The sequence below is a fragment of the Flavobacterium aciduliphilum genome (assembly GCF_003268855.1).
Taxonomy (GTDB): Bacteria; Bacteroidota; Bacteroidia; order Flavobacteriales; family Flavobacteriaceae; genus Flavobacterium; species Flavobacterium aciduliphilum.
In genome coordinates this window covers 62,648-83,695 of record NZ_QLSZ01000002.1, presented here as the reverse complement: position 1 = coordinate 83,695, position 21,048 = coordinate 62,648, and the positions used below count along the sequence as shown (strand labels likewise).

Genomic DNA, 21,048 nt, shown 5'->3' with positions numbered 1-21,048 from the left:
ACTGATTTTAATAGGATTAAATCAAGAATCATACCACATAATATTTGGTTTTTAAAGATATTTAAACCCTAAATTATTATGTTTAACAATAAATTGAATGAACGATTGAATACCAATGCTTTTTGAATATTAGAATAATGCATTCAAAAAACACCATTCAATATTCAACAATCTAAAAATTTCTATGAGTTTAGTAAAACTTACCATAAAAGGAATATCTTATAGTCAGACACAAAATGGTGCCTATGCGCTCATTTTGAATGAAGTGGATGGAGAACGAAAATTACCTATAGTTATTGGTGCTTTTGAAGCTCAGTCTATTGCTATTGCACTTGAAAAAGAAATTAAACCTCCGCGTCCGCTTACACATGATTTATTTAAAAGTTTTGCCGACCGATTTGACATTGTTGTAAAACAAATTATCATTCACAAATTGGTCGATGGTGTTTTTTATTCAAGCATCATTTGCGAACGAGACAAAATAGAAGAAATTATCGATGCGCGGACTTCCGATGCGATTGCTTTGGCCTTACGCTTTTCGGCGCCTATTTTTACTTATAAAAACATTCTTGACAAAGCTGGAATTTACCTCAACACCCATCCTGAGGTAGAAAACAAAGAATTGGATGAAGACGGTGTGCTTTCTACTCCAGAAACTTTTGGTTTTGACACCGATAATGCCTCTTCTGAAAACAGCTACAAAAAATTTAGTCTCAGCGAATTACAAGACATGTTAGAGCATGCCGTTCAAGAAGAAGATTATGAAAAGGCCGCACGTATTCGCGATGAAATCTCAAAACGATAATCTTTACTATTCATTTAAAACTGCATCACATTGAAACAATACCACGATTTAGTAAAACATGTTTTAGAAAACGGTACTCAAAAAGGAGACCGAACAGGAACAGGCACAAAGAGTGTTTTTGGCTATCAAATGCGATTTGATTTAGCCGAAGGATTTCCAATGGTAACTACCAAAAAATTGCATCTCAAATCAATTATATACGAATTACTTTGGTTTCTTAAAGGCGACACAAACCTCAATTACCTTCATGAAAACGGAGTGAAAATATGGGATGAATGGGCTGATGCAAATGGTGATTTGGGTCCAATATATGGCCATCAATGGCGCAATTGGAATAATGAAGAGATTGATCAAATCACCGAATTGATTGAGACCTTAAAAACGAATCCTAACAGTCGTAGGATGTTAGTATCTGCTTGGAATCCATCGGTTCTGCCTGACACTTCAAAATCATTTTCAGAAAATGTTTCAAACGGAAAAGCAGCACTTCCACCCTGCCATGCTTTTTTTCAATTTTATGTTGCCGATGAAAAACTGTCGTGTCAATTATATCAACGAAGTGCTGATATTTTCTTGGGTGTACCTTTCAATATTGCCTCCTACGCATTGCTGACCATGATAATTGCACAAGTTTGCGAGCTACAAGTTGGTGAATTCATCCATACGTTTGGCGACGCACACATTTATAACAATCATTTTGAGCAAGTAGCGTTACAATTGTCCCGCGAACCAAAACCGCTTCCAAAAATGATTTTAAATCCTAATGTGAAAAACATTTTTGACTTCACTTTTGAAGATTTTACTTTAGTAGATTATGATCCACATCCTCATATTAAAGGAGCCGTGGCGGTTTAAGAAAAACTTTTAAGCAAAAAATCCGAAAAACAACTAAGTGCTTTACGGATTTTTAAAAACAAACAAACTAAACTAATCCTCTTAAACTTCTAGTACACTGTTCTCTGCATTGGCATAGGTGTTCCACTTATAGCAATCTGCTTGAGATTCATTTACGTACTCTCCGTCTATGATATATTTAAATTCATACGAGTTCTATTTAGGCACTTCAAAAGAAGCCTAAAAAGACCACTTTTTAATTTCGATAAAATGCCTTCTTCAGCATTCCAATTATTAAAATCTCCTACTACAAAAACATGTTCTGCTTTTTTTGCATCAACTGAAAAAGTAACTTTAACAACTGGTCTTGACTTAATTACTTGTTTTTTAATTGCCATACAAAATATTTTTAATGTTCGCTTCAACAAAGTAACACATTTATTGCATTGATTTTATACACGTTAGACGATTTATTGATTTATTAAAACTACCATAATTAAAAATTGTAATTGCTAGTTTTTCTCAAAATATTTCTCAATCTAAAAATAAGAAAACGTTTTCTTACTAAAAGAAATTAAAATCGTGTTTTCATTTTTCACCAACGTAATTCCTACAAAAAGGGTATTTAAACCTCATTTCACGCTAAAAAAGATGAAATGAGTTTTATTGTTTCACAATTTATTCCCCTATATTTGGTCACAATTTCAAACATTTAACCTACCAAATTTCAACTTTTATGGTTACTTTAATTGCAGCGGCAAGCGACAATCATGCTTTGGGAAAACAAAACCAGCTTCTTTGGCATTTGCCCGACGATTTTAAGCGTTTTAAAGAAAAAACATCAGGCCATTTTATTGTTATGGGGCGAAAAACTTTTGACAGTTTACCAAAGCGTTTACCCAATCGAACCCATATCATTATTACTCGTCAGAAAGACTATGTTGTTGCAGATTGTTTGATTGCACATTCGTTGTCTGAGGCGCTAGCCATGTGCCCTAAAAACGAGGAGGTTTACATTATAGGAGGTGCTGAAATTTATAAGCAAGCGCTTGAAAATGCCGATAAAATTGAATTGACACGCGTGCATCATATATTTGACGCCGATGCCTTTTTTCCCGAAATAAATCCTTCCGAATGGGAATTGGTTTTTGAAGAACGTCATGATAGAGATGACAAACACCTTTTTGATTATACTTTTCAAACTTTTAAAAAAATTTAGCTTTTGTTTATACTCATTGAAAAGTAAGTTATTGTCATTTACATGTTTATTATTTGTATTTTTGCGCATCAATAATACTATATGTCGAAAAGCATCACTCCATACAAAGACTCCTCTTTAGGTAAAAAAGAACAGGTGACTCACATGTTCAATACTATTTCAGAAAACTACGATGGACTCAATCGGGTCATTTCTTTTGGTATTGATGTAAAGTGGCGCAAAAAAGTCCTCAATATGGTAGCGGAACATCATCCTGAAAGGGTCCTTGACATAGCTACTGGAACAGGAGATTTGGCTATATTACTATCCCAAACCAATGCTCAGAAGATTATAGGTCTTGACATTTCAGAAGGAATGTTGGAGATTGGCAAACGAAAAATTGTTGAAAAAAAACTGGAACATGTTGTTGAAATGATGCTTGGAGATTCGGAAAACATGCCTTTTCCAGATGATTATTTTGACGCCATAACAGTGTCCTTTGGCATTCGGAATTTTGAAACCTTAGAAAAAGGACTTTCTGAAATTTTGAGGGTTTTAAAACCTAATGGCATTTTTGTGATTTTGGAAACTTCTGTTCCTGAACAAACACCATACAAGCAAGGGTATCGTTTCTACACCAAAAACATTCTGCCTCTGATAGGAAAATTATTCTCTAAAGATAATGTTGCTTATGGATATTTATCTGAATCAGCCTCTTTTTTTCCTTATGGAGAAGCGTTAAACAATATTTTGAGAAAAATTGGGTTTATAGATGTAGTGGCTATGCCCCAAACATTTGGTGTGGCTACCATTTATAAAGCATCAAAAAAAACAAACCTATAGTTTACAATGAAACGTTTTTTATACCTATTAATTCTCTTTATTTTTGTAAAAAGTAACGCACAAACAAAAGGAATTTTTTCGAAAGACCCGATAATCAATCTTGAAAATTGGGACAAACAAAGATTGTCTTTTGGCTATTTTTTAGGATTTAACACCTTCGATTACAAGATAGATTATTTAACTACTCCTCAAACAGACATCATTGTAAAAGCCAATACCGGATTTAGTGTAGGACTCATCAGTAATTTTAGACTACAAGAATATTTATACCTTCGATTTGAACCCGGATTATATTACACCCAAAGAAATCTTACTTATTCAGGTTTTACAAAATCTATTGACAGAGAGCGTGAAATTCGTTCTACCTATATTGATTTTCCTATACTATTAAAATTCTCGTCCAAACGAACAGGAAATGTAAGACCCTATTTGGTTGGAGGGGTATCAACTACTTTGAATTTGGCGAGTAATGCTCGATCGATTGACGACAACTACCAACAACGCTTTCGTGTAAAAACATGGACTCAAAATTATCAATTGGGATTCGGAATTGACTTATTTTTGGAATATTTTAAATTTTCCCCTTCCATACGTGGGGTTTTTGGTTTGAATGACGAATTGATTCGCGACAACAATCCAAACAGTCCCTGGACTGGAAATATAAGTTCTCTAAAATCGAGAGGCGTACTGATTAATTTTACTTTTCAATAGTATTTCTTTTAAATTCACTTAAGAAAATAGCAGTGGCTGTAGCTACGTTTAGGCTTTCTGTTTTTTGAATATTTCCAAATCTTGGAATAGATAGTTTATGATGCACATACTGCTCCATGTTTTTTGAAATTCCATTGGCTTCATTCCCAAAAATTAATATTCCGTCTTGAGGTAATGTTTCATTATAAAGAGTAGCGCCTTCCATAAAAGTTCCAAAAATAGGCAATGGTGTTTTGGATAAATATTTTTCCAAATCTAGATACGAAACTATAACGCGCGCCATAGAACCCATCGTGGCTTGAACGACTTTAGGATTGTACAAATCAACGGTTTGTTCGTTGCATACTATTTGTTCCACACCGAACCAATCACAAAGTCTTATAATGGTTCCTAAATTTCCTGGATCTCGAATGTTGTCTAACGCTACAATCAATCCATTATTTTTTTTAGGTTTTGTGGTTGGTATTTTAAAGAGAGCCAAACAAGTATTGGGTGTAGATAAACACGAAATTCGCTTGAGATCTGTATCTGATATCGTGGTGATTTTGGCGGCATCAATCCCTTCAAAAAACGTTTCCGTAACATACACATGTTCCAATTCATAATGAGAATCCAACAATTCCTTGATAACTTTAACACCCTCAGCAATAAATAAATTGTGAATTTGTCTAAATTTTTTTTGCTGTAAACTCGTAATTAACTTGATTTGGTTTTTACTAACCATAAAAAAATGTATTTTTGAATTAAATTTTGCACACTTGAAAAAACGCGTTACAAAAATATCATTATTTATTTTAATTGGACTTATAATTATTTCCTGCACGGTTACAAAACGCGTTCCTGATACTAAGCGTTTATTGACTCGAAATGAGATTGCTATAGATTCCAAAAAAACGACAGATGAAAATTTATTTTTTCAATTGTACCAAAAACCAAACAGTTCGATATTGGGATACCGATTGCGTTTACATCTGTTTTACTTAACCAAAAAAAATCCTGATAGCACGTATTCGCATTTGCTTCAAAAAAATCCGCATACACACGCCACACTAACCAAATTATTATCAGAAAAGCAAGTAGGCCGACTTGGAAAATCATTTTTAGTTTCTGGTTGGAGTAATTTTCTTTCAAAAATTGGAGAAACACCGGTAATTTTTGATTCTGTCCAAGCAGACAAATCTGTAAAACGATTAGAATCCTATTTTTACAATAAAGGCTATTTTAATGTAAAAGCAGGTTACAAAAAAAACACCACACATTCGAAAAAAATTGCCATCACATATGATGTTAACCTACACAAAGTGTTCAATATTGACAGTCTTAAAACTAATATTACCAGCACTAAACTCGATTCTTTATATCAAAGTAAAAAAAGTAATTCCCTCATTAAATCGGGAACCCCTTACAATACAGAAATCTTCAATAACGAACGCAGCAGAATCACCAATGACTTCAGAAATAATGGAGCCTACTTGTTTCAGCAAAACAACATCCTTTACAAACTAGACACCATTAATACGTCGAAAAAAGTCAATGTAACACTTGTCATTAAAGATTATGAATATCGTGAAAATGACAGTTCAAAGACTACTCCTTTCAAACTATATAAAATCAATAAAGTTGCCATATATACCGATCAATCCAATGTAAAAAATGAAGTAAAAATAAACGATAGCCTTTCCTACAAAAACGTTGTTTTTTATACTGAACACAAATTAAAATACAGACCCAAAGCCATTACGGATGCTGTTTTTATCTCTAAAGGAAGTTTATTTTCTGACAACAACACATTGCTCACCACTCGTTATTTGAACAACTTAAGAATATTTAAATACCCAACCATTCTCTACAAAATTGACCCAAAAGATGCCAATGGATTGATTGCAAGTATTTATTTGACCCCTAAGAAAAAATACAGTTTCAATCCTTCGGTTGATTTCACGCATTCTACAATACAAGATTTTGGTATATCAGGATATACTTCCCTAGCTATTCGAAATGTTTTTAATGGAGCAGAAATTTTTGAAGTCGGTTTTAGAGGCAATGTAGGTGCATCAAGAGCTTTATCAAATCCGAATAATACTTTTTTTAATATTTCTGAGATTGGTTTAGATGCCAAGTTGAATTTTCCTCGAATTCTTTTTCCAATCAATACTGAAAAAATTATTCCCAAAAGTATGATTCCTTCTACCGTTTTAAGTGTTGGTTATACCAAACAAAGAAACATCGGATTAGACAAGCAAAATTTCACCAGTACCCTTTCATACAATTGGTCACCACGAAAAAACATCATGGTGAAATATGATATGTTCAATATCCAATTTGTTAAAAATGTGAATGTTGGAAACTATTTTAACATTTATCAATCTTCCTACAATGCATTAAACACGTTAGCTCATCAATACGCTGCTCCTTCGAGTTATTTTGATGGAGCTAACAACTTGGTTATTGAAAATGGAACCAACGGTTTTTTAAATGATGTATTAGGAGCTAACCCAAGTATTTTTCCAAATGACCAAGATTTGAAAACAATTCGAAGTATTGAAGAACGTAAGAATAGGCTGACCGAAAACAACTTAATTTTCGCCTCAAATTTTAGTTTTTCAAAAACCAGTAGTAAGAATCTATCCGATCGTAATTTTTATTCGTTTAAATCAAAAATTGAAGCGGCAGGAAACTTTTTATCACTTTTGGCACGCATGTCCAAACAGTTGGACAATCAAGGTGGGGCAAATACCTTTTTTGAAGTTCAATATTCACAATATATAAAAGGTGAATTTGAATTTATTAAACATTGGAATATTTCTGGGAAAAAAGTATTTGCTATTCGAAGTTTTGCAGGATTGGCTGTACCTTATGGAAATTCGAATAGTATTCCTTTTTCTAGAAGTTATTTTTCTGGAGGCTCGAATGACAACAGGGCTTGGCAACCTTATAGTTTGGGACCAGGTAGAAGTGGTGGATTAAATGATTTTAACGAAGCAAACATGAAATTATCCTTAAGTTCTGAGTTTCGTTTCAATTTATTTTACAAATTCAATGGGGCGCTCTTTGCGGATGCTGGCAATATTTGGAATGTTTTTGACAATGTTGTGGATGAAAACTTTACATTCAATGGATTAAAATCTTTAAAGGATATTGCTCTTGGAAGTGGTTTGGGCATTCGTTATGACCAAGGATTGTTTGTCGTACGCTTTGATTTCGGATTTAAAACCTACAATCCAGCAAAACCGAATGCTGAGAAATGGTTTAGAGAAGTGAATTTTCCGCAGGGTGTATTAAATATTGGAATTAATTATCCTTTCTAATTTTATTATTATTATTTTTGTAAACTCAACTAAAAATCATAAAAAAGATGTCACACAACATTAAACCCGGAGTTGCTACAGGAGATGATGTTCAAGCAATATTTGCCTATGCAAAACAAAAAGGATTCGCTTTACCTGCAGTAAATGTTACAGGATCGAGTACCATTAATGGTGTTTTAGAAACTGCTGCAAAATTAAAAGCACCCGTTATCATTCAGTTTTCAAATGGTGGCGCACAATTTAATGCTGGCAAAGGGCTTTCTAATTCTGGAGAAAAAGCAGCTATCGCTGGTGCAATAGCAGGTGCCAAACATATTCATACGTTAGCCGAAGCATACGGAGCAACGGTAATCTTACATACAGACCATTGTGCAAAAAAATTATTACCTTGGATCGATGGTTTATTGGACGCTTCAGAAAAACACTTTGCAGAAACCGGAAAACCGCTATATTCTTCTCACATGATTGATTTATCTGAGGAACCAATTGAAGAAAATATTGAAATTTGCAAAGCCTATTTGACTCGTATGAGCAAGATGGGCATGACACTAGAAATCGAATTGGGAATTACTGGTGGTGAAGAAGACGGGGTAGACAATTCTGATGTTGATAGCTCAAAGTTATACACACAACCTTCTGAAGTTTCTTATGCGTATGAAGAGTTATCTAAAGTTAGCCCACGTTTTACCATTGCTGCTTCTTTCGGTAATGTACACGGAGTTTACAAACCTGGAAACGTAAAACTAACGCCAAAAATTTTGAAAAATTCTCAAGAATATGTGCAACACAAATTCAATACAGGACCAAATCCCGTTGACTTTGTATTTCACGGAGGTTCTGGTTCCACTCTAGAGGAAATTAGAGAAGCAATCTCATATGGTGTTATCAAAATGAATATTGATACCGATTTGCAATTTGCCTTTACAGAAGGCATTAGAGACTACATGACAAAAAATATAGACTATTTAAAAACACAAATTGGAAATCCTGAAGGACCAGATGCACCAAACAAAAAACATTACGACCCTAGAAAATGGGTACGTGAAGGTGAAGTGACTTTCAACGCAAGGCTGGAGCAAGCATTTGCTGATTTAAACAACGTAAATACATTATAAAAATTACGAATTAAGAATCATAAAATCTTCATAATTCGTAATTTATAATTCATAATTATAAACTATGGCTTGGTTTAAAAGAACAGAAAAAGGGATTCAAACACCAACAGAGGAAAAGAAAGATGTACCAAAAGGACTATGGTATAAATCCCCTACGGGAAAAATTATTGATCAAGAAGAACTGGCTAAAAATTTATGGGTAAGCCCAGAAGATGATTTTCATGTTCGCATTGGCAGTAAAGAATATTTTCAAATATTATTTGACAATAACGAATTTAAAGAATTAGATGCGAATATTACATCTAAGGATCCGCTTCAATTTGTAGACACCAAAAAATATTCAGACCGTTTAAAAGAGGTAATGGATAAAACCAAATTGAAAGACGCCGTGCGAACAGCAGTTGGAAAATCAAAAGGTAAAGACCTTGTAGTTTGCTGCATGGATTTTGCCTTTATTGGTGGTTCTATGGGAGCTGTGGTTGGTGAAAAAATTGCTAGAGGAATCGATTATTCTATTAAAAATAATATTCCTTTTGTGATGATTTCAAAATCTGGAGGCGCACGTATGATGGAGGCTGCCTATTCTTTAATGCAATTAGCAAAAACATCAGCTAAATTAGCGCAATTGGCCGAGGCTAAAATCCCATACATTTCTCTTTGCACCGATCCTACTACGGGAGGAACTACGGCTTCTTATGCGATGTTGGGCGACATCAACATCTCAGAACCTGGTGCTTTGATTGGGTTTGCAGGTCCTCGTGTGGTACGAGATACTACTGGAAAAGATTTGCCTGAAGGATTCCAAACGGCAGAATTTGTTTTGGAACATGGCTTTTTAGACTTTATTACTCACCGTAAAGAGCTAAAATATAAAATCAATTTGTATATTGACTTAATTTTGAATCAAGATATTCGATAAATTTCAATTGATAATTTTAGATAAAAAAACACAAAGTGATTGACTTTGTGTTTTTTTATGCCTTTATTTTAAACTTCGTAATTCTTAATTTTTACGATCGTATTTCAAAACTACATCCCACTTCGAATAGCTTCAACAGGATCTAATTTGGCTGCTGCAATTGCTGGTAAAATTCCTGCAATTAATCCGATTAATATGGCTAAACCAGAACCTAAAAGAATATTACTAAAGCTGAGCACAAATTCGAAATCAAGCAATTTGGTTAGCATCAAAGCAATGAGCCAAACTAAAATTATGCCAATAATTCCACCTATTAAACATAAAATAACTGCTTCAAATAGAAATTGAAAAAGAATAAATCGGTTTTTAGCTCCTAGCGATTTTTGAATTCCAATCAAATTTGTGCGTTCTTTTACAGAAACAAACATGATATTGGCTACACCAAAACCGCCCACTAAAAGGGAAAAACCAGCAATTATCCAACCACCCAAATTCATACTACTTATAATTCCATCGAGCATTTCTGTAAATCCTGAAAACACATTGATGAAAAAATTATCAATTTCTCCCGTTTTCAATCCTCTAAAAGAACGGAGCTTCTGCGTTAAATCGGCTTTGAAAGCTTCCATATCAATACCTTTTCGTGGTTTAATTACAATTACTGGAGTCATGGAGTCGTTATTCTCTCCAAATTTTCTTCTAATAAAATTCACTGGAATAAATGACGAACTATCATCGTTTCCAAACATTCCATTTCCTTGCTTTTTTAACACACCGATAACCGTAAATCTTTGGCCATACAATCGTATTTGCTTGCCAATTGGGTCTAAATCTTCAAATAAATTGTGTGCTAAATCGTAGCCAATCACTGTAACAGCGGCTCCTGAATTTGACTCAGACTCATTATAAAAGCGTCCTTCAGAAAATTCAAGTCCCTGAATAGCTATAAATTCTGAAGAAACAGGCACCACATTGACATTACTCACCGATTTTTTTTCATACTTTACTGTTTCGGCATTTAAAAAAATCTGAAAGCATAGCTCTTGCGCATCGGGTAAAGCATTTTTTAAATATTCGTATTCTGTATACGTCACATTAGGGAATTGATCACGTTTCCATCTTGGAACATCAGACGGACCAAAACTTCCTTTAAAAAGATAAATCGTATTTTTATCTAAACTGCTTAGATCTTTTTTTATTTTTCTATCTAAAGAATCAACAGCGGCTAAAACGGCAATAATAGAAAATATACCAATGGTAACGCCTAATAATGAAAGTAGCGTTCGCAGTTTATTTGTTCGCAAGGCGTTCATTGCAAAACTAAAACTTTCACTCAAAAGTCGAAGGTATACTAACATGAATTGATTGGTTTACTTATAAGTAAGAAGAAAAACAAATTTGTTACAATTTAAAATCGTTTTTATAACTCAAAAACAACTAAACGACTCGCTTACCATTCATTTACTTTATTGGCATCCATTTTAAGAAAAACAAAAAGTAATATGGTAAATCCCCATAATCCAGAGCCCCCATAGGAGAAAAAAGGAAGCGGCACCCCAATTGTAGGAAAGACGCCAATAACCATAGCAATATTTACAAAAAAATGGATAAACAATATACTAGCCACACAATACCCATATACCCTACTGAATTTTGTCTTTTGTCTTTCGGCTAAATATATGATTCTCAGAATTAAGGCGACAAACAAACCAATTACAAAAACAGAACCTACAAAACCCCATTCTTCACCTACTGTAGTAAAGATATAATCGGTATGTTGTTCAGGCACAAAACCTCCTTTAGTTTGTGTCCCTTCCAGATACCCTTTTCCAAACCATCCTCCAGAACCAATAGCAATTTCCGATTGATTAGTGTTGTAACCAATCCCTTTCATATCTACTTCTTTACCAAGAAGAATATTAAATCGGTCCCGATGATGTTGTTTAAAAACATGATTAAAAACATAATTTACAGAAAATGAAAATCCGGTAACAATAAGTAATAAAAGAACACTAGCAATAATATTTCTATCAACAATTCTACTTCTGAAGTAATTGATTACCAATACAACTGTAGTAATTCCTATTACAATAAACGGACTGTTCGTTGCTAATGTTAGTACAAATAAAACTATGGCTATAAATCCCGTCAACAAATACCAACCCGGCAACCCTTCTCGATACAAAACAATAAAGAAAACACTATAAATTAAAGCACTTCCTGGATCGGGTTGAGGGAGAATGAGTAAAACAGGTAAGAAAATCACCATTAATGCCTGTATTTGGCGATTAAAATCTTTTAAATTTACTTGAACATCACTCAAATATTTTGATAAAGCAAGAGCAGTAGCTACTTTGGCAAATTCGGAGGGTTGCAATGTAAAGCTTCCAATCCCGTACCAACATCGTTGTCCTGCTATGGTTTTTCCAACAACAAAAAGACCGGCTAAGGATAATAATGAAAAAGCAAAAATCACTATAGCATACTTGTCATAAAATTTGGCTTCCACGGAAAGAATCACAAATATGATAGGTATTGAAAACAATATGAATAAAAATTGCTTCCCATAAATTTGTGTGAAATCAAAAATAGAAGTCTCTCCAGCTATAGAAGATAAGGACGAAGAATAAATATTGAGCCATCCCATAATTACTAATGTAATATAGATGACTACACTAATCCAATCGATATTGCTCGTTACACTTTGATGCCTCATGGTCAAACTCTTATTTCTTTTTTAGAGTATCTTTCTTGGATTCATTTTTTGGTTTTACCCCTTTAATTGAATCTTGTTTCTTATTTAGGCCCTCCATACTGTCTTTGACTCTTTCATTTAATAACGCCAAACTATCTTGATGTTTTCTTGGATATAATTTAGCGTATTGATCTTTCAAACTACCTTCTAACATACGCTTTTCAAAATCGACACGTGTAATTTTTCTTCTTAAATATTTTTCAATCATTAATGTTGTGATAGGACCTGCCCAACGTTTCCCCCAATATCCATTTTCTACAAAAACGGCAATAGCAATTTTAGGATTATCTTTAGGTGCAAAGGCTACGAAAATAGAGTGGTCTTGAAGTTTGACACGTTTTCCATTGACTTTTAAATAATTTTCAGCAGTACCTGTTTTCCCACAAATGTCAATCCCTTCAACACCCAATCCAAAGGCTGTCCCTTTATTATAGACATCAAACATCCCGCTTATTACAGGCTCAAAATATTTTCTATCGATGGTGGTCACATGTCTGGTTCGGAATTTTTTATCCAACACTTCGCCTTTTATTTTTTTAACAATATGAGGCGTATAATAATACCCCCTATTGGCTACTGTAGCCATCAAATTAGCCAATTGTATTGGCGTCATGAGTACTTCTCCTTGTCCAATAGCATTAGAAACTATGGTTTTTCCATCCCAATTCCATCCAGGATAAATCTTCTTATACGTTTTTGAAGTTGGTATTTTACCTCTTTTCCCAATAGGTAAATCATAGCCCATAAAATCCCCTAATCCAAAACTTTTCACATGTTTACTCCAAACATCTACTCCATAGGAGTGATTGTTATATTTGTTTATGGTTCTGATGTACACATTACCAAAATACGTGTTGCAGGATTCATAGATGCCATTATGTAATTGCATGGCTCCTCCATGGCAGTGGCATTTCATGAACCTTCCTCGTGCATAACTAAATCCGTGATGGCAAAAAAAAGTTGTGTTTTCATCTATAACTCCTTCTTGTAACGCCACTAAAGCCGTGAGAATTTTAAAAGGAGAACCTGGCGGGTATTCAGCCAACAAACCTCTGTCGTATAATGGTTTAGCCACAGAATCATTATGTAAAAGAGTGTAGTTTTTAGAACGTTTTCGACCTACTAATAGTGCGGGATTAAAATTTGGCGCACTGACTAAGGCTAATATTTCACCCGTTTTAGGTTCGATTGCCACAATTCCACCCCATTTATTCACCATCAATTGTTCACCATACTTTTGCAATTCTCCATCAATGGTTAAGGTAATATCTTCTCCTTGTTTCGAAATCGTATCGTATTTTCCCTCTTTATAGGATCCTATTTCTCTATTGAACTTATCCTTTAAAATGTATTTTACTCCTTTTTGACCGCGTAAAAAAGTTTCGTAACTCTCCTCAATCCCTTGTCTTCCTATCAAATCACCTCCAACATAGTACGGATTTTTTTTAACAATATTTTCATTTACCTGAGTAATAAAACCAAAAACATTGGCTCCATAATCAACCTGATAATCCCGAAGAGAACGTTTTTGTATATAAAATCCGTTAAACTTTCTGATTTTCTCTTGGAAAGCGGCATATTCCAATTTATTTAATTGAGGTAAGAAAACAGAAGGGAGCATAGGACTGTACTTCCTAGCCTTTTTCATTTTTTCATGAAAAAAAGTTTCAGAGATATCCAACAATGAACAAAATTCTTTGATATTCATTTCATCTTCTTTAACATCTTTGGGAACAACCATGATGTCATAAGAAGGTTGATTTGCAATCAATAATTTACCGTATCTATCATATACATAGCCACGCTCGGGATAATCATATTTGATTTTAATAGCGTTATTTTCTGATTTTAATTTAAAAGAATCATCGATAATTTGAAGGTAGAATAGCCTAATCAAGAGCAAAGAGGCTATGATTATAACAATAGCTGGAAGCAAGGCTTTTCTCATCTTTTGCTTGGCTTAATTAAATAGATTATTAAGATACAGAGCAATAAAGTAAATAACGTACTGAAAATTGTTCTGAGTATGATATCCCAAATAAATTCGAAAGCAAAAACTTCTAAAACAAATAGCGTAATATGGTGTAAAACAACAGCTATCAATATAAATGAAAAACGTTCAGGAGTTAAAACATCATTTAATCTTACTGTTTGATATTCATAACTTAACCCGAAAGAAAATTTAAAAATGTAGGTTCTAAAATAAGCCAATATCAAACATGCAGCAGCATGAACTCCTCCAGAATTGCAAAACAAGTCCATCATAAGTCCCAGAAAAAAACTTGAAAGGATGAGAGCATATCTATTTCCATTAACAGGGTATAGGATGATAAAGAGAATGTATGGATAAGGGTTTACAAAACCAAAAAGATTAAAATTATTAAAAATAATCACCTGAGCTGCAAGCAACAAAATGAATCGAGCGCTATTAAACAACATGGCACTATTCATCTTTTTCTGATTTTTTTTCTAAGTTAATAATTTCTTCTCGATCTCTGTTTTTAATAATATAAACATGGCCAAGACTGGTCATATCATTAAATAATTTCACATCAATTGTATAAAAATTGGTTTCATTATCGATGTAAATTTTATCTATAGTACCAATCCCTATATTTTCTGGAAAGATGGTTGACTGGGCGCCAGTAACAATAGTATCTCCTTTTCTCACTGATGCTAGTCGGGGTACATCTACAAGTTGCACAAAACCAGTACTTTTCCCGTTCCAAATCAACGAACCAATATGGTTTGATTTTTTAATTTTGGCATTAATAGGAGACTCCGTATTAAGAATACTTAACACCGTACAATAATTTGCAGACGTATTTTCAACTACACCAACAATTCCAAGACTATTAATAACCCCCATTTCAGGTTTTACACCTTGCTTATACCCAGTATTTAAGGTTAAAAAATTAACTTGATTGGTATAAGAGTTTTTTATGACTTGTGATACAATTAAATCTATTTTCTTTACCCCTTTAATCGAATCTATGTCAGCTATTTTTGTAGTATCTTTAAGGTTAAAAAGTAAACTTTTTAATCTGGCATTTTCTTTAGCTAATTCTTCATTTTGAACTTTAAGATTAAAATATCCTTCAACATTACTCGTCATTTGATACACTCCCCCAGTTAAAAAATTAGCGGAACTAATAACTTTGCTTTTGTGATACGAATGGGATTGAACGGTAAGAGATAAGGCAATAATCATAAGCAACAAAAACAACATCCTAAAGCTGTTCTTAAATATGAAACTAATGATTTGTTGCATCTTTTATCTTTTAAATCTTAAAATTCCAAATTCCAAAAAAATCAAAACTGTTTTTTTGGAATTTGGATGGTGTTATTTTTGAAATATTATTTGATTAAAATACTTCTAAACTTAGGTATATTTTTTAATGCCATTCCTGTACCTCTTACAACCGCTTTCAATGGATCTTCTGCAATGTATACTGGCAAATCTGTTTTTAAAGAGATTCTTTTATCTAACCCTCTTAACATAGAACCCCCTCCAGCGAGATATATCCCTGTGTTATAAATATCTGCAGCGAGTTCAGGTGGCGTTTGAGATAACGTTTCCATTACAGCATCTTCGATTCTTTGTATGGATTTATCTAAAGCTTTAGCTATTTCTCTATAAGAAACCTCTACTTGTTTTGGTTTTCCTGTCAACAAATCTCTTCCTTGAACTGACATATCTTCTGGTGGAGCATCCAAAGAATCTGTTGCTGCTCCTACTCTAATTTTGATATTTTCAGCCGTTGATTCACCAACAAATAAGTTGTGTTGGGTTCTCATGTAATAAATGATATCATTTGTAAACACGTCACCAGCAATTTTAACAGATTTATCACATACGATTCCTCCTAATGCAATAACTGCAATTTCGGTAGTTCCCCCTCCTATATCAACAATCATATTCCCTTTGGGTTGCATAATATCAATTCCTATACCGATGGCTGCTGCCATAGGTTCATGAATCAAATACACCTCTTTTCCATTTACACGCTCACAGCTTTCTTTAACGGCACGCATCTCTACTTCAGTAATTCCTGAAGGAATACAAACCACCATTCGTAATGCAGGAGTAAACATTTTCTTTTTTAAAGCAGGAATATTTTTAATAAACATGCTAATCATTTTCTCAGAAGCATCAAAATCAGCAATAACACCATCTTTCAAAGGGCGAATTGTTTTGATATTTTCATGGGTTTTCCCTTGCATCAAGTTAGCATCTTTTCCTACATGAGTAATCTTCCCTGTAATCCTATCTCTTGCCACAATTGATGGACTATCAACAACAACTTTGTCGTTGTGAATAATTAATGTATTAGCGGTACCAAGGTCAATAGCGATATCCTCGGTCATGAAATCAAAAAATCCCATATAATAAAAGGGTTTAGTTTTGTTATATTTTTTTCAGTTTACAAAAGTAATAAAATAAATGATGGATTATTATTTTTTGACTAGAAAAACAAATCTATGTAAAATTCACAAACTTATCTTATTTATTTTAAAAAAAACATGTTACTAATGTTTAAAATGCCTAATTCCAGTGAAAACCATTGACATGTTATTGGCATTACAATAATCAATACTTAGTTGATCTTTTAAGGAACCTCCGGGCTGAATTACAGCCTTTATTCCTGCTTTGTTTGCGATTTCTACACAATCTGCAAAAGGGAAAAAAGCATCACTTGCCATTACTGAATTTTTCAAATCAAATCCAAACGTATTTGCCTTTTCTATGGCTTGCAATAAAGCATCAACTCTTGATGTTTGACCAGTACCTGCGGCTAACAATGTATTGTCCTTTGCTAAAACAATGGTATTTGATTTTGTGTGCTTACAGATTTTAGACGCAAACACTAAATCGTTTATTTGATTGTCTGAAGGCAAAAGGGTAGTAACTGGATTTATATTTTTTTCTGAATCAGTAAGACAGTCTCTATCTTGTACAAGCACTCCATTTAAACAAGATCGTATCAATCGATTGGAAAAACTACACTCTTTTAATTCTAATACAATTCTATTCTTCTTTTGAATTAATATTGAAATGGCTTCATCAGAATAACTTGGCGCTATTACTACTTCACAGAATAATTGATTTATTTCGTTTGCAGTCTCAGTATCAATAGTGGTATTTGCAATTAATACCCCACCAAACGCTGAAGTTGGATCACACTTCAAAGCATCTAAATACGCTTCCTTAATTGTCTTTCTTGTAGCAAGGCCACAGGTATTATTATGTTTTAAAATGGCAAAAGTTGGATTACAATCCTTAAATTCTGACATCAATTGTACGGCAGCATCAACATCCAATAAATTATTATATGATAAATCCTTACCATTCAACTTAGTAAAGATTTCACTAAAATCTCCAAAAAAACTCCCTTTTTGGTGAGGATTCTCTCCATATCTTAATGACAACCCTCCAGAAAAACTTGCCTTAAAACAATCGTCCTCTTCATTGAAATAATTAAATATTGCGGTATCATAATGAGATGAAACTTGAAACGCTTTAGTTGCAAAATATTTTCTCTCAATTAAATTTGTACATCCATTATTTTCAACAAGTACGTTTAAAAAGTATTCATACTCTTTCATCGAGGGAATAATAACTGTATCCGTGTAATTTTTTGCAGCTGCTCTTATTAATGAAATTCCTCCAATATCTATTTTTTCAATAATTTCCTCTTCCTTGGCACCTGATGCTATTGTTTTTTCAAAAGGATATAAATCTACTATAACAAGGTCAATCTGAGGAATGTTGTGCGCTTTCATTTCATCCTCATCTTTTGAGTTATTTTGTCTATTCAATATTCCACCAAAAATTTTAGGATGTAATGTTTTTACTCTTCCATCAAAAATAGACGGAAATTGAGTGAGGTCTTCTACTGAGATGACCGGTATACCAAGACTTTTTATATATTTTTCTGTCCCTCCTGTAGAATAAATTGTAACTTGATTTTTATCTAATTCCTTAACAATTATATCTAATCCTGTTTTATCAAAAACAGAAATTAGAGCTGTTTTAATTCTTTTTGTTGTGTTCATCATAATGTGTTGTGTTGTTATGGCACAAAAATAATTTATTTATCTGATAAGTATTAAAAAAAACAAAAAACCTATCTCAAAGCTTATAAAACTTGAAATAGGTTTATATTTTCTTAAAAAATATATTATGACTTTCTTTTTGATTTTATAGAAGTCTCTCTTAATCCCTTACCATTTAAGTCATCTAAAACATGAACCGCTTCTTCTATGTAAACATCTTTTTCTAAAGCTTCATGCCATCGATCTCTTTTTTCCTTCAGAGTAACATCTTGTTTCATAAGATTTTCTTCATAGCCCAAAGATTTAAAAACCATTCCATTATCATAATCCGACATGGCTTTATATTTTTTATTCGCTTCTTCTAAATTTTTCTGCTCTTCTTTAAACTTATCTATTTGCAAGCTATAAGTTGTCTCATCATTTTTAAGTTTACGCCATTTGGCATTTTCATCAATCAACTTTAATTGCTCGTTATGAACAACTCTATTTTTACTATTTGCAATGGCTAAATCATAGTTTTTATTATTCTGCCAAACTTTATAATCAGCTGGATCTATTTTATCCCAAGGCATAGCATTATCCACATCTTTTTCCCCCATTTTTAAATAAGCTAAAACATCAGGCACAACAACATCACTTTTCACGCCTTCTCGCTGCGTGGATCCTCCATTAATTCTGTAAAATTTTTGTGTTGTTGTTTTAAGCGCTCCTAAATCGCCCAATGTATTTCCTCTAACAAACTGATTTAAATCAATAACATTTTGAACTGTACCTTTACCATAGGTTTGTTTTCCACCCAAAATCACAGCTCTTTTATAATCCTGCATTGCAGCAGCCAATATCTCAGAAGCCGAAGCTGAAAATTCATTAGTCATGATAACAAGCGGACCATCCCAAGCTACTTTTGAGTCTCTATCATAAAGCACTTCTTTTTTACCTGTTGATGATTTTACTTGAACAATAGGACCTTCCTCTATAAAAAGTCCTCCTATATCAACTACTGTTTTAAGGGAACCACCTCCATTATCTCTAACATCCATTACAATTCCTTGAACACCTTCTTTTTTCAGACGCTCTATTTCGATGGCAATATCTTTCCCTGCATCTCGGCTATCTTTATTTTCAAAATCTATGTAAAATTTTGGCAAATAAATAATTCCATATTTTACACCGTTTCGCTCTACAATACTTGATTTAGCGTAAGTTTCTTCAATTTCAACCTCATCTCTAATAATGGAAATCACTTTTATAGAACCATCTGTCTTTTTCACCGTCAACTTTACTTCAGTTCCTTTAGGCCCCTTAATCTTTTTAACCACATCGTCCAATCTCATGCCTACTACATCCACTGGTTCACTGTCTCCTTGAGCTACTTTTAAGACAATATCGCCTGCTTCCAATTCCTTCCCTCTCCATGCTGGACCTCCTGAAATCAACTCAGAAATCTCGGTGTAATCATTTTTCTTTTGTAAACGCGCACCTATTCCCTCTAATTTACCACTCATACTCACATCAAATCGCTCTTTTTCATCTGGAGCAAAATATGAAGTATGCGGATCAAATCGCGTCGCAATGGCATTTATAAAAATCGCAAACCAATCTTCTCGATCCAATTCCTTATTCACAAAATCATAATTTTCTTCTAGTGATTTTAATGCGTTTTTACGTGTCTCACTTTCTAATTGCTCAAACGATTTTATCTTCATAGTATCTTGTTTGGCAATACTTTTTAGAAATTTTTCTTCCGCCTCTTTTGTGAGCTTATTTCCTTGTTTTACTCTAAAATCATTTAATTTTTGCTCAGGCGTTTTGTTCTTATTATTAGTAATTTCCTCTTGAATTTTTTGTTTTTCAACTAACGAAGATAACGTAGATAGTTTTACCTGTTTTCTCCAACGATCTTTCAACTCCTCCACGTTTTTACAGTAGAGTGCTTTTTCATAATCAGTATCTATTTTTTCATCGATAGAATAATCGATAGGATTTTTTAAAACATCTCTGTAATACGTTCTGCTTTCTGCCATTCTTTGCATCAAACGGGTATAGGTCAAATCAAAAAAAGTTAACTCTTTATTTTTAATTTGATCATCAATTTGTGTCTCATATTTAGAAAACTCATCAATATCAGATTGCAAGAAATAGCGTTTAGACGGATCAATAGTTGTTAAATATTCTTTATAAACGCCTTTAGAAAAAGCATCGTCTATTGCTGCTGGACTGTAATGCCCTTTTTCAATAACATACGATAAAAGCTCCAACAACAACTTATCTTTTTCTGTATCTTTTCCTTTTATTTTTGGAATAAAACTCCACAAACCAACCGAAAGTGCTACAACTAGCAAAATAATCTTATAATTTCTTTTCATAAATCTAAAAATTTCATTCATTATTTTTTTCTAAAAATACATTAAAAAATTATGCCAATATGTGTTAGAATCACATAATTTTTTGTTAAAAATCAACACCGATTCAAAGTTATTAATTTAATATCGGAATAAGACAC

Annotated in this window: 18 protein-coding genes; 8 read left to right on the top strand and 10 right to left on the bottom strand. The window is 33.2% G+C overall.

Annotated elements, in window-relative coordinates; translation table 11 throughout:
- The first annotated feature begins 184 nt into the window (after positions 1-184).
- Together CLV55_RS03100 and CLV55_RS03095 are read left to right on the top strand one after the other, a co-directional pair.
- Positions 185-805: a bifunctional nuclease family protein gene (locus tag CLV55_RS03100; protein ID WP_112112286.1), complete on the top strand. Its 621-nt coding sequence runs from the start codon at positions 185-187 to the stop codon at positions 803-805.
- Positions 806-835: 30 nt separating this feature from the next.
- The gene (locus tag CLV55_RS03095; RefSeq protein WP_112112285.1) at positions 836-1,660 is read left to right on the top strand and encodes a thymidylate synthase; all 825 of its coding nucleotides are present in this window, start codon (positions 836-838) and stop codon (positions 1,658-1,660) included.
- A gap of 167 nt (positions 1,661-1,827) precedes the next feature.
- Here the strand turns inward: CLV55_RS03095 and CLV55_RS03090 are convergent, their stop codons facing one another.
- Positions 1,828-2,037, bottom strand: coding sequence for a hypothetical protein (locus tag CLV55_RS03090; protein WP_394338227.1), 210 nt, complete (start codon positions 2,035-2,037; stop codon positions 1,828-1,830).
- A gap of 338 nt (positions 2,038-2,375) precedes the next feature.
- Between CLV55_RS03090 and CLV55_RS03085 the strand changes: the two genes are divergently transcribed.
- The 3 genes from CLV55_RS03085 (at position 2,376) to porT (ending at position 4,391) form a co-directional block, all read left to right on the top strand.
- Entirely contained in the window at positions 2,376-2,858 is a 483-nt protein-coding gene (locus CLV55_RS03085) for a dihydrofolate reductase (RefSeq protein WP_112112284.1), read from the top strand.
- Positions 2,859-2,939: 81 nt separating this feature from the next.
- Positions 2,940-3,680: a bifunctional demethylmenaquinone methyltransferase/2-methoxy-6-polyprenyl-1,4-benzoquinol methylase UbiE gene (gene ubiE / locus CLV55_RS03080; protein WP_112112283.1), complete on the top strand. Its 741-nt coding sequence runs from the start codon at positions 2,940-2,942 to the stop codon at positions 3,678-3,680.
- 6 nt (positions 3,681-3,686) lie between these two features.
- The gene (gene porT / locus CLV55_RS03075; RefSeq protein WP_112112282.1) at positions 3,687-4,391 is read left to right on the top strand and encodes a type IX secretion/gliding motility protein PorT/SprT; all 705 of its coding nucleotides are present in this window, start codon (positions 3,687-3,689) and stop codon (positions 4,389-4,391) included.
- Here porT and CLV55_RS03070 read toward each other — a convergent pair.
- Positions 4,378-5,115, bottom strand: a complete 738-nt coding sequence (locus CLV55_RS03070) for a TrmH family RNA methyltransferase (protein ID WP_112112281.1) — start codon at positions 5,113-5,115, stop codon at positions 4,378-4,380. The two genes, porT and CLV55_RS03070, sit on opposite strands and share 14 nt — an antisense overlap.
- A 34-nt stretch (positions 5,116-5,149) precedes the next feature.
- On the opposite strand from CLV55_RS03070, the gene tamL reads away from it, so the two are divergent.
- The 3 genes from tamL (at position 5,150) to accD (ending at position 9,733) form a co-directional block, all read left to right on the top strand.
- Positions 5,150-7,699: a translocation and assembly module lipoprotein TamL gene (tamL, locus tag CLV55_RS03065; protein WP_112112475.1), complete on the top strand. Its 2,550-nt coding sequence runs from the start codon at positions 5,150-5,152 to the stop codon at positions 7,697-7,699.
- 47 nt (positions 7,700-7,746) lie between these two features.
- Complete coding sequence (fbaA, locus tag CLV55_RS03060; protein WP_112112280.1) at positions 7,747-8,814, top strand: class II fructose-bisphosphate aldolase; 1,068 nt, start codon at positions 7,747-7,749, stop codon at positions 8,812-8,814.
- 64 nt (positions 8,815-8,878) lie between these two features.
- On the top strand, positions 8,879-9,733 hold the full coding sequence (accD, locus tag CLV55_RS03055; RefSeq protein WP_112112279.1) for an acetyl-CoA carboxylase, carboxyltransferase subunit beta: 855 nt from the start codon (positions 8,879-8,881) through the stop codon (positions 9,731-9,733).
- A 110-nt stretch (positions 9,734-9,843) separates the two neighbouring features.
- On the opposite strand, the gene CLV55_RS03050 is transcribed toward accD, so the two are convergent.
- From CLV55_RS03050 to CLV55_RS03015, 8 genes are all read right to left on the bottom strand, one after another.
- Positions 9,844-11,091, bottom strand: a complete 1,248-nt coding sequence (locus CLV55_RS03050) for an ABC transporter permease (protein ID WP_112112278.1) — start codon at positions 11,089-11,091, stop codon at positions 9,844-9,846.
- 92 nt (positions 11,092-11,183) lie between these two features.
- On the bottom strand, positions 11,184-12,449 hold the full coding sequence (gene rodA / locus CLV55_RS03045) for a rod shape-determining protein RodA (RefSeq protein ID WP_112112277.1): 1,266 nt from the start codon (positions 12,447-12,449) through the stop codon (positions 11,184-11,186).
- A 10-nt stretch (positions 12,450-12,459) separates the two neighbouring features.
- Complete coding sequence (gene mrdA / locus CLV55_RS03040) at positions 12,460-14,436, bottom strand: penicillin-binding protein 2 (RefSeq protein WP_112112276.1); 1,977 nt, start codon at positions 14,434-14,436, stop codon at positions 12,460-12,462.
- Positions 14,433-14,939: a rod shape-determining protein MreD gene (locus tag CLV55_RS03035; protein ID WP_112112275.1), complete on the bottom strand. Its 507-nt coding sequence runs from the start codon at positions 14,937-14,939 to the stop codon at positions 14,433-14,435. The genes mrdA and CLV55_RS03035 overlap by 4 nt, the downstream gene beginning before the upstream one ends.
- Positions 14,932-15,759 carry a rod shape-determining protein MreC gene (mreC, locus tag CLV55_RS03030; RefSeq protein WP_112112274.1) on the bottom strand — a complete coding sequence of 276 codons (828 nt, stop codon included), beginning with the start codon at positions 15,757-15,759 and terminating at the stop codon, positions 14,932-14,934. The genes CLV55_RS03035 and mreC overlap by 8 nt, the downstream gene beginning before the upstream one ends.
- 86 nt (positions 15,760-15,845) lie before the next feature.
- Positions 15,846-16,874: a rod shape-determining protein gene (locus tag CLV55_RS03025; RefSeq protein ID WP_112112273.1), complete on the bottom strand. Its 1,029-nt coding sequence runs from the start codon at positions 16,872-16,874 to the stop codon at positions 15,846-15,848.
- Positions 16,875-17,018: 144 nt separating this feature from the next.
- The gene (purH, locus tag CLV55_RS03020) at positions 17,019-18,545 is read right to left on the bottom strand and encodes a bifunctional phosphoribosylaminoimidazolecarboxamide formyltransferase/IMP cyclohydrolase (RefSeq protein WP_112112272.1); all 1,527 of its coding nucleotides are present in this window, start codon (positions 18,543-18,545) and stop codon (positions 17,019-17,021) included.
- A 125-nt stretch (positions 18,546-18,670) separates the two neighbouring features.
- Positions 18,671-20,932, bottom strand: a complete 2,262-nt coding sequence (locus CLV55_RS03015; RefSeq protein WP_112112271.1) for a carboxy terminal-processing peptidase — start codon at positions 20,930-20,932, stop codon at positions 18,671-18,673.
- Positions 20,933-21,048 lie beyond the last annotated feature (116 nt).

Coding starts and splice junctions, on each gene's coding strand:
- CLV55_RS03070 (WP_112112281.1), bottom strand. CDS start 5,115: ATGGTTAGTAAAAACCAAATCAAGTTAATTACGAGTTTACAGCAAAAA.
- CLV55_RS03085 (WP_112112284.1), top strand. CDS start 2,376: ATGGTTACTTTAATTGCAGCGGCAAGCGACAATCATGCTTTGGGAAAA.
- accD (WP_112112279.1), top strand. CDS start 8,879: ATGGCTTGGTTTAAAAGAACAGAAAAAGGGATTCAAACACCAACAGAG.
- CLV55_RS03100 (WP_112112286.1), top strand. CDS start 185: ATGAGTTTAGTAAAACTTACCATAAAAGGAATATCTTATAGTCAGACA.
- CLV55_RS03090 (WP_394338227.1), bottom strand. CDS start 2,037: ATGGCAATTAAAAAACAAGTAATTAAGTCAAGACCAGTTGTTAAAGTT.
- mreC (WP_112112274.1), bottom strand. CDS start 15,759: ATGCAACAAATCATTAGTTTCATATTTAAGAACAGCTTTAGGATGTTG.
- CLV55_RS03035 (WP_112112275.1), bottom strand. CDS start 14,939: ATGAATAGTGCCATGTTGTTTAATAGCGCTCGATTCATTTTGTTGCTT.
- purH (WP_112112272.1), bottom strand. CDS start 18,545: ATGAACACAACAAAAAGAATTAAAACAGCTCTAATTTCTGTTTTTGAT.
- rodA (WP_112112277.1), bottom strand. CDS start 12,449: ATGAGGCATCAAAGTGTAACGAGCAATATCGATTGGATTAGTGTAGTC.
- porT (WP_112112282.1), top strand. CDS start 3,687: ATGAAACGTTTTTTATACCTATTAATTCTCTTTATTTTTGTAAAAAGT.
- fbaA (WP_112112280.1), top strand. CDS start 7,747: ATGTCACACAACATTAAACCCGGAGTTGCTACAGGAGATGATGTTCAA.
- ubiE (WP_112112283.1), top strand. CDS start 2,940: ATGTCGAAAAGCATCACTCCATACAAAGACTCCTCTTTAGGTAAAAAA.
- mrdA (WP_112112276.1), bottom strand. CDS start 14,436: ATGAGAAAAGCCTTGCTTCCAGCTATTGTTATAATCATAGCCTCTTTG.
- CLV55_RS03015 (WP_112112271.1), bottom strand. CDS start 20,932: ATGAATGAAATTTTTAGATTTATGAAAAGAAATTATAAGATTATTTTG.
- CLV55_RS03050 (WP_112112278.1), bottom strand. CDS start 11,091: ATGTTAGTATACCTTCGACTTTTGAGTGAAAGTTTTAGTTTTGCAATG.
- CLV55_RS03025 (WP_112112273.1), bottom strand. CDS start 16,874: ATGGGATTTTTTGATTTCATGACCGAGGATATCGCTATTGACCTTGGT.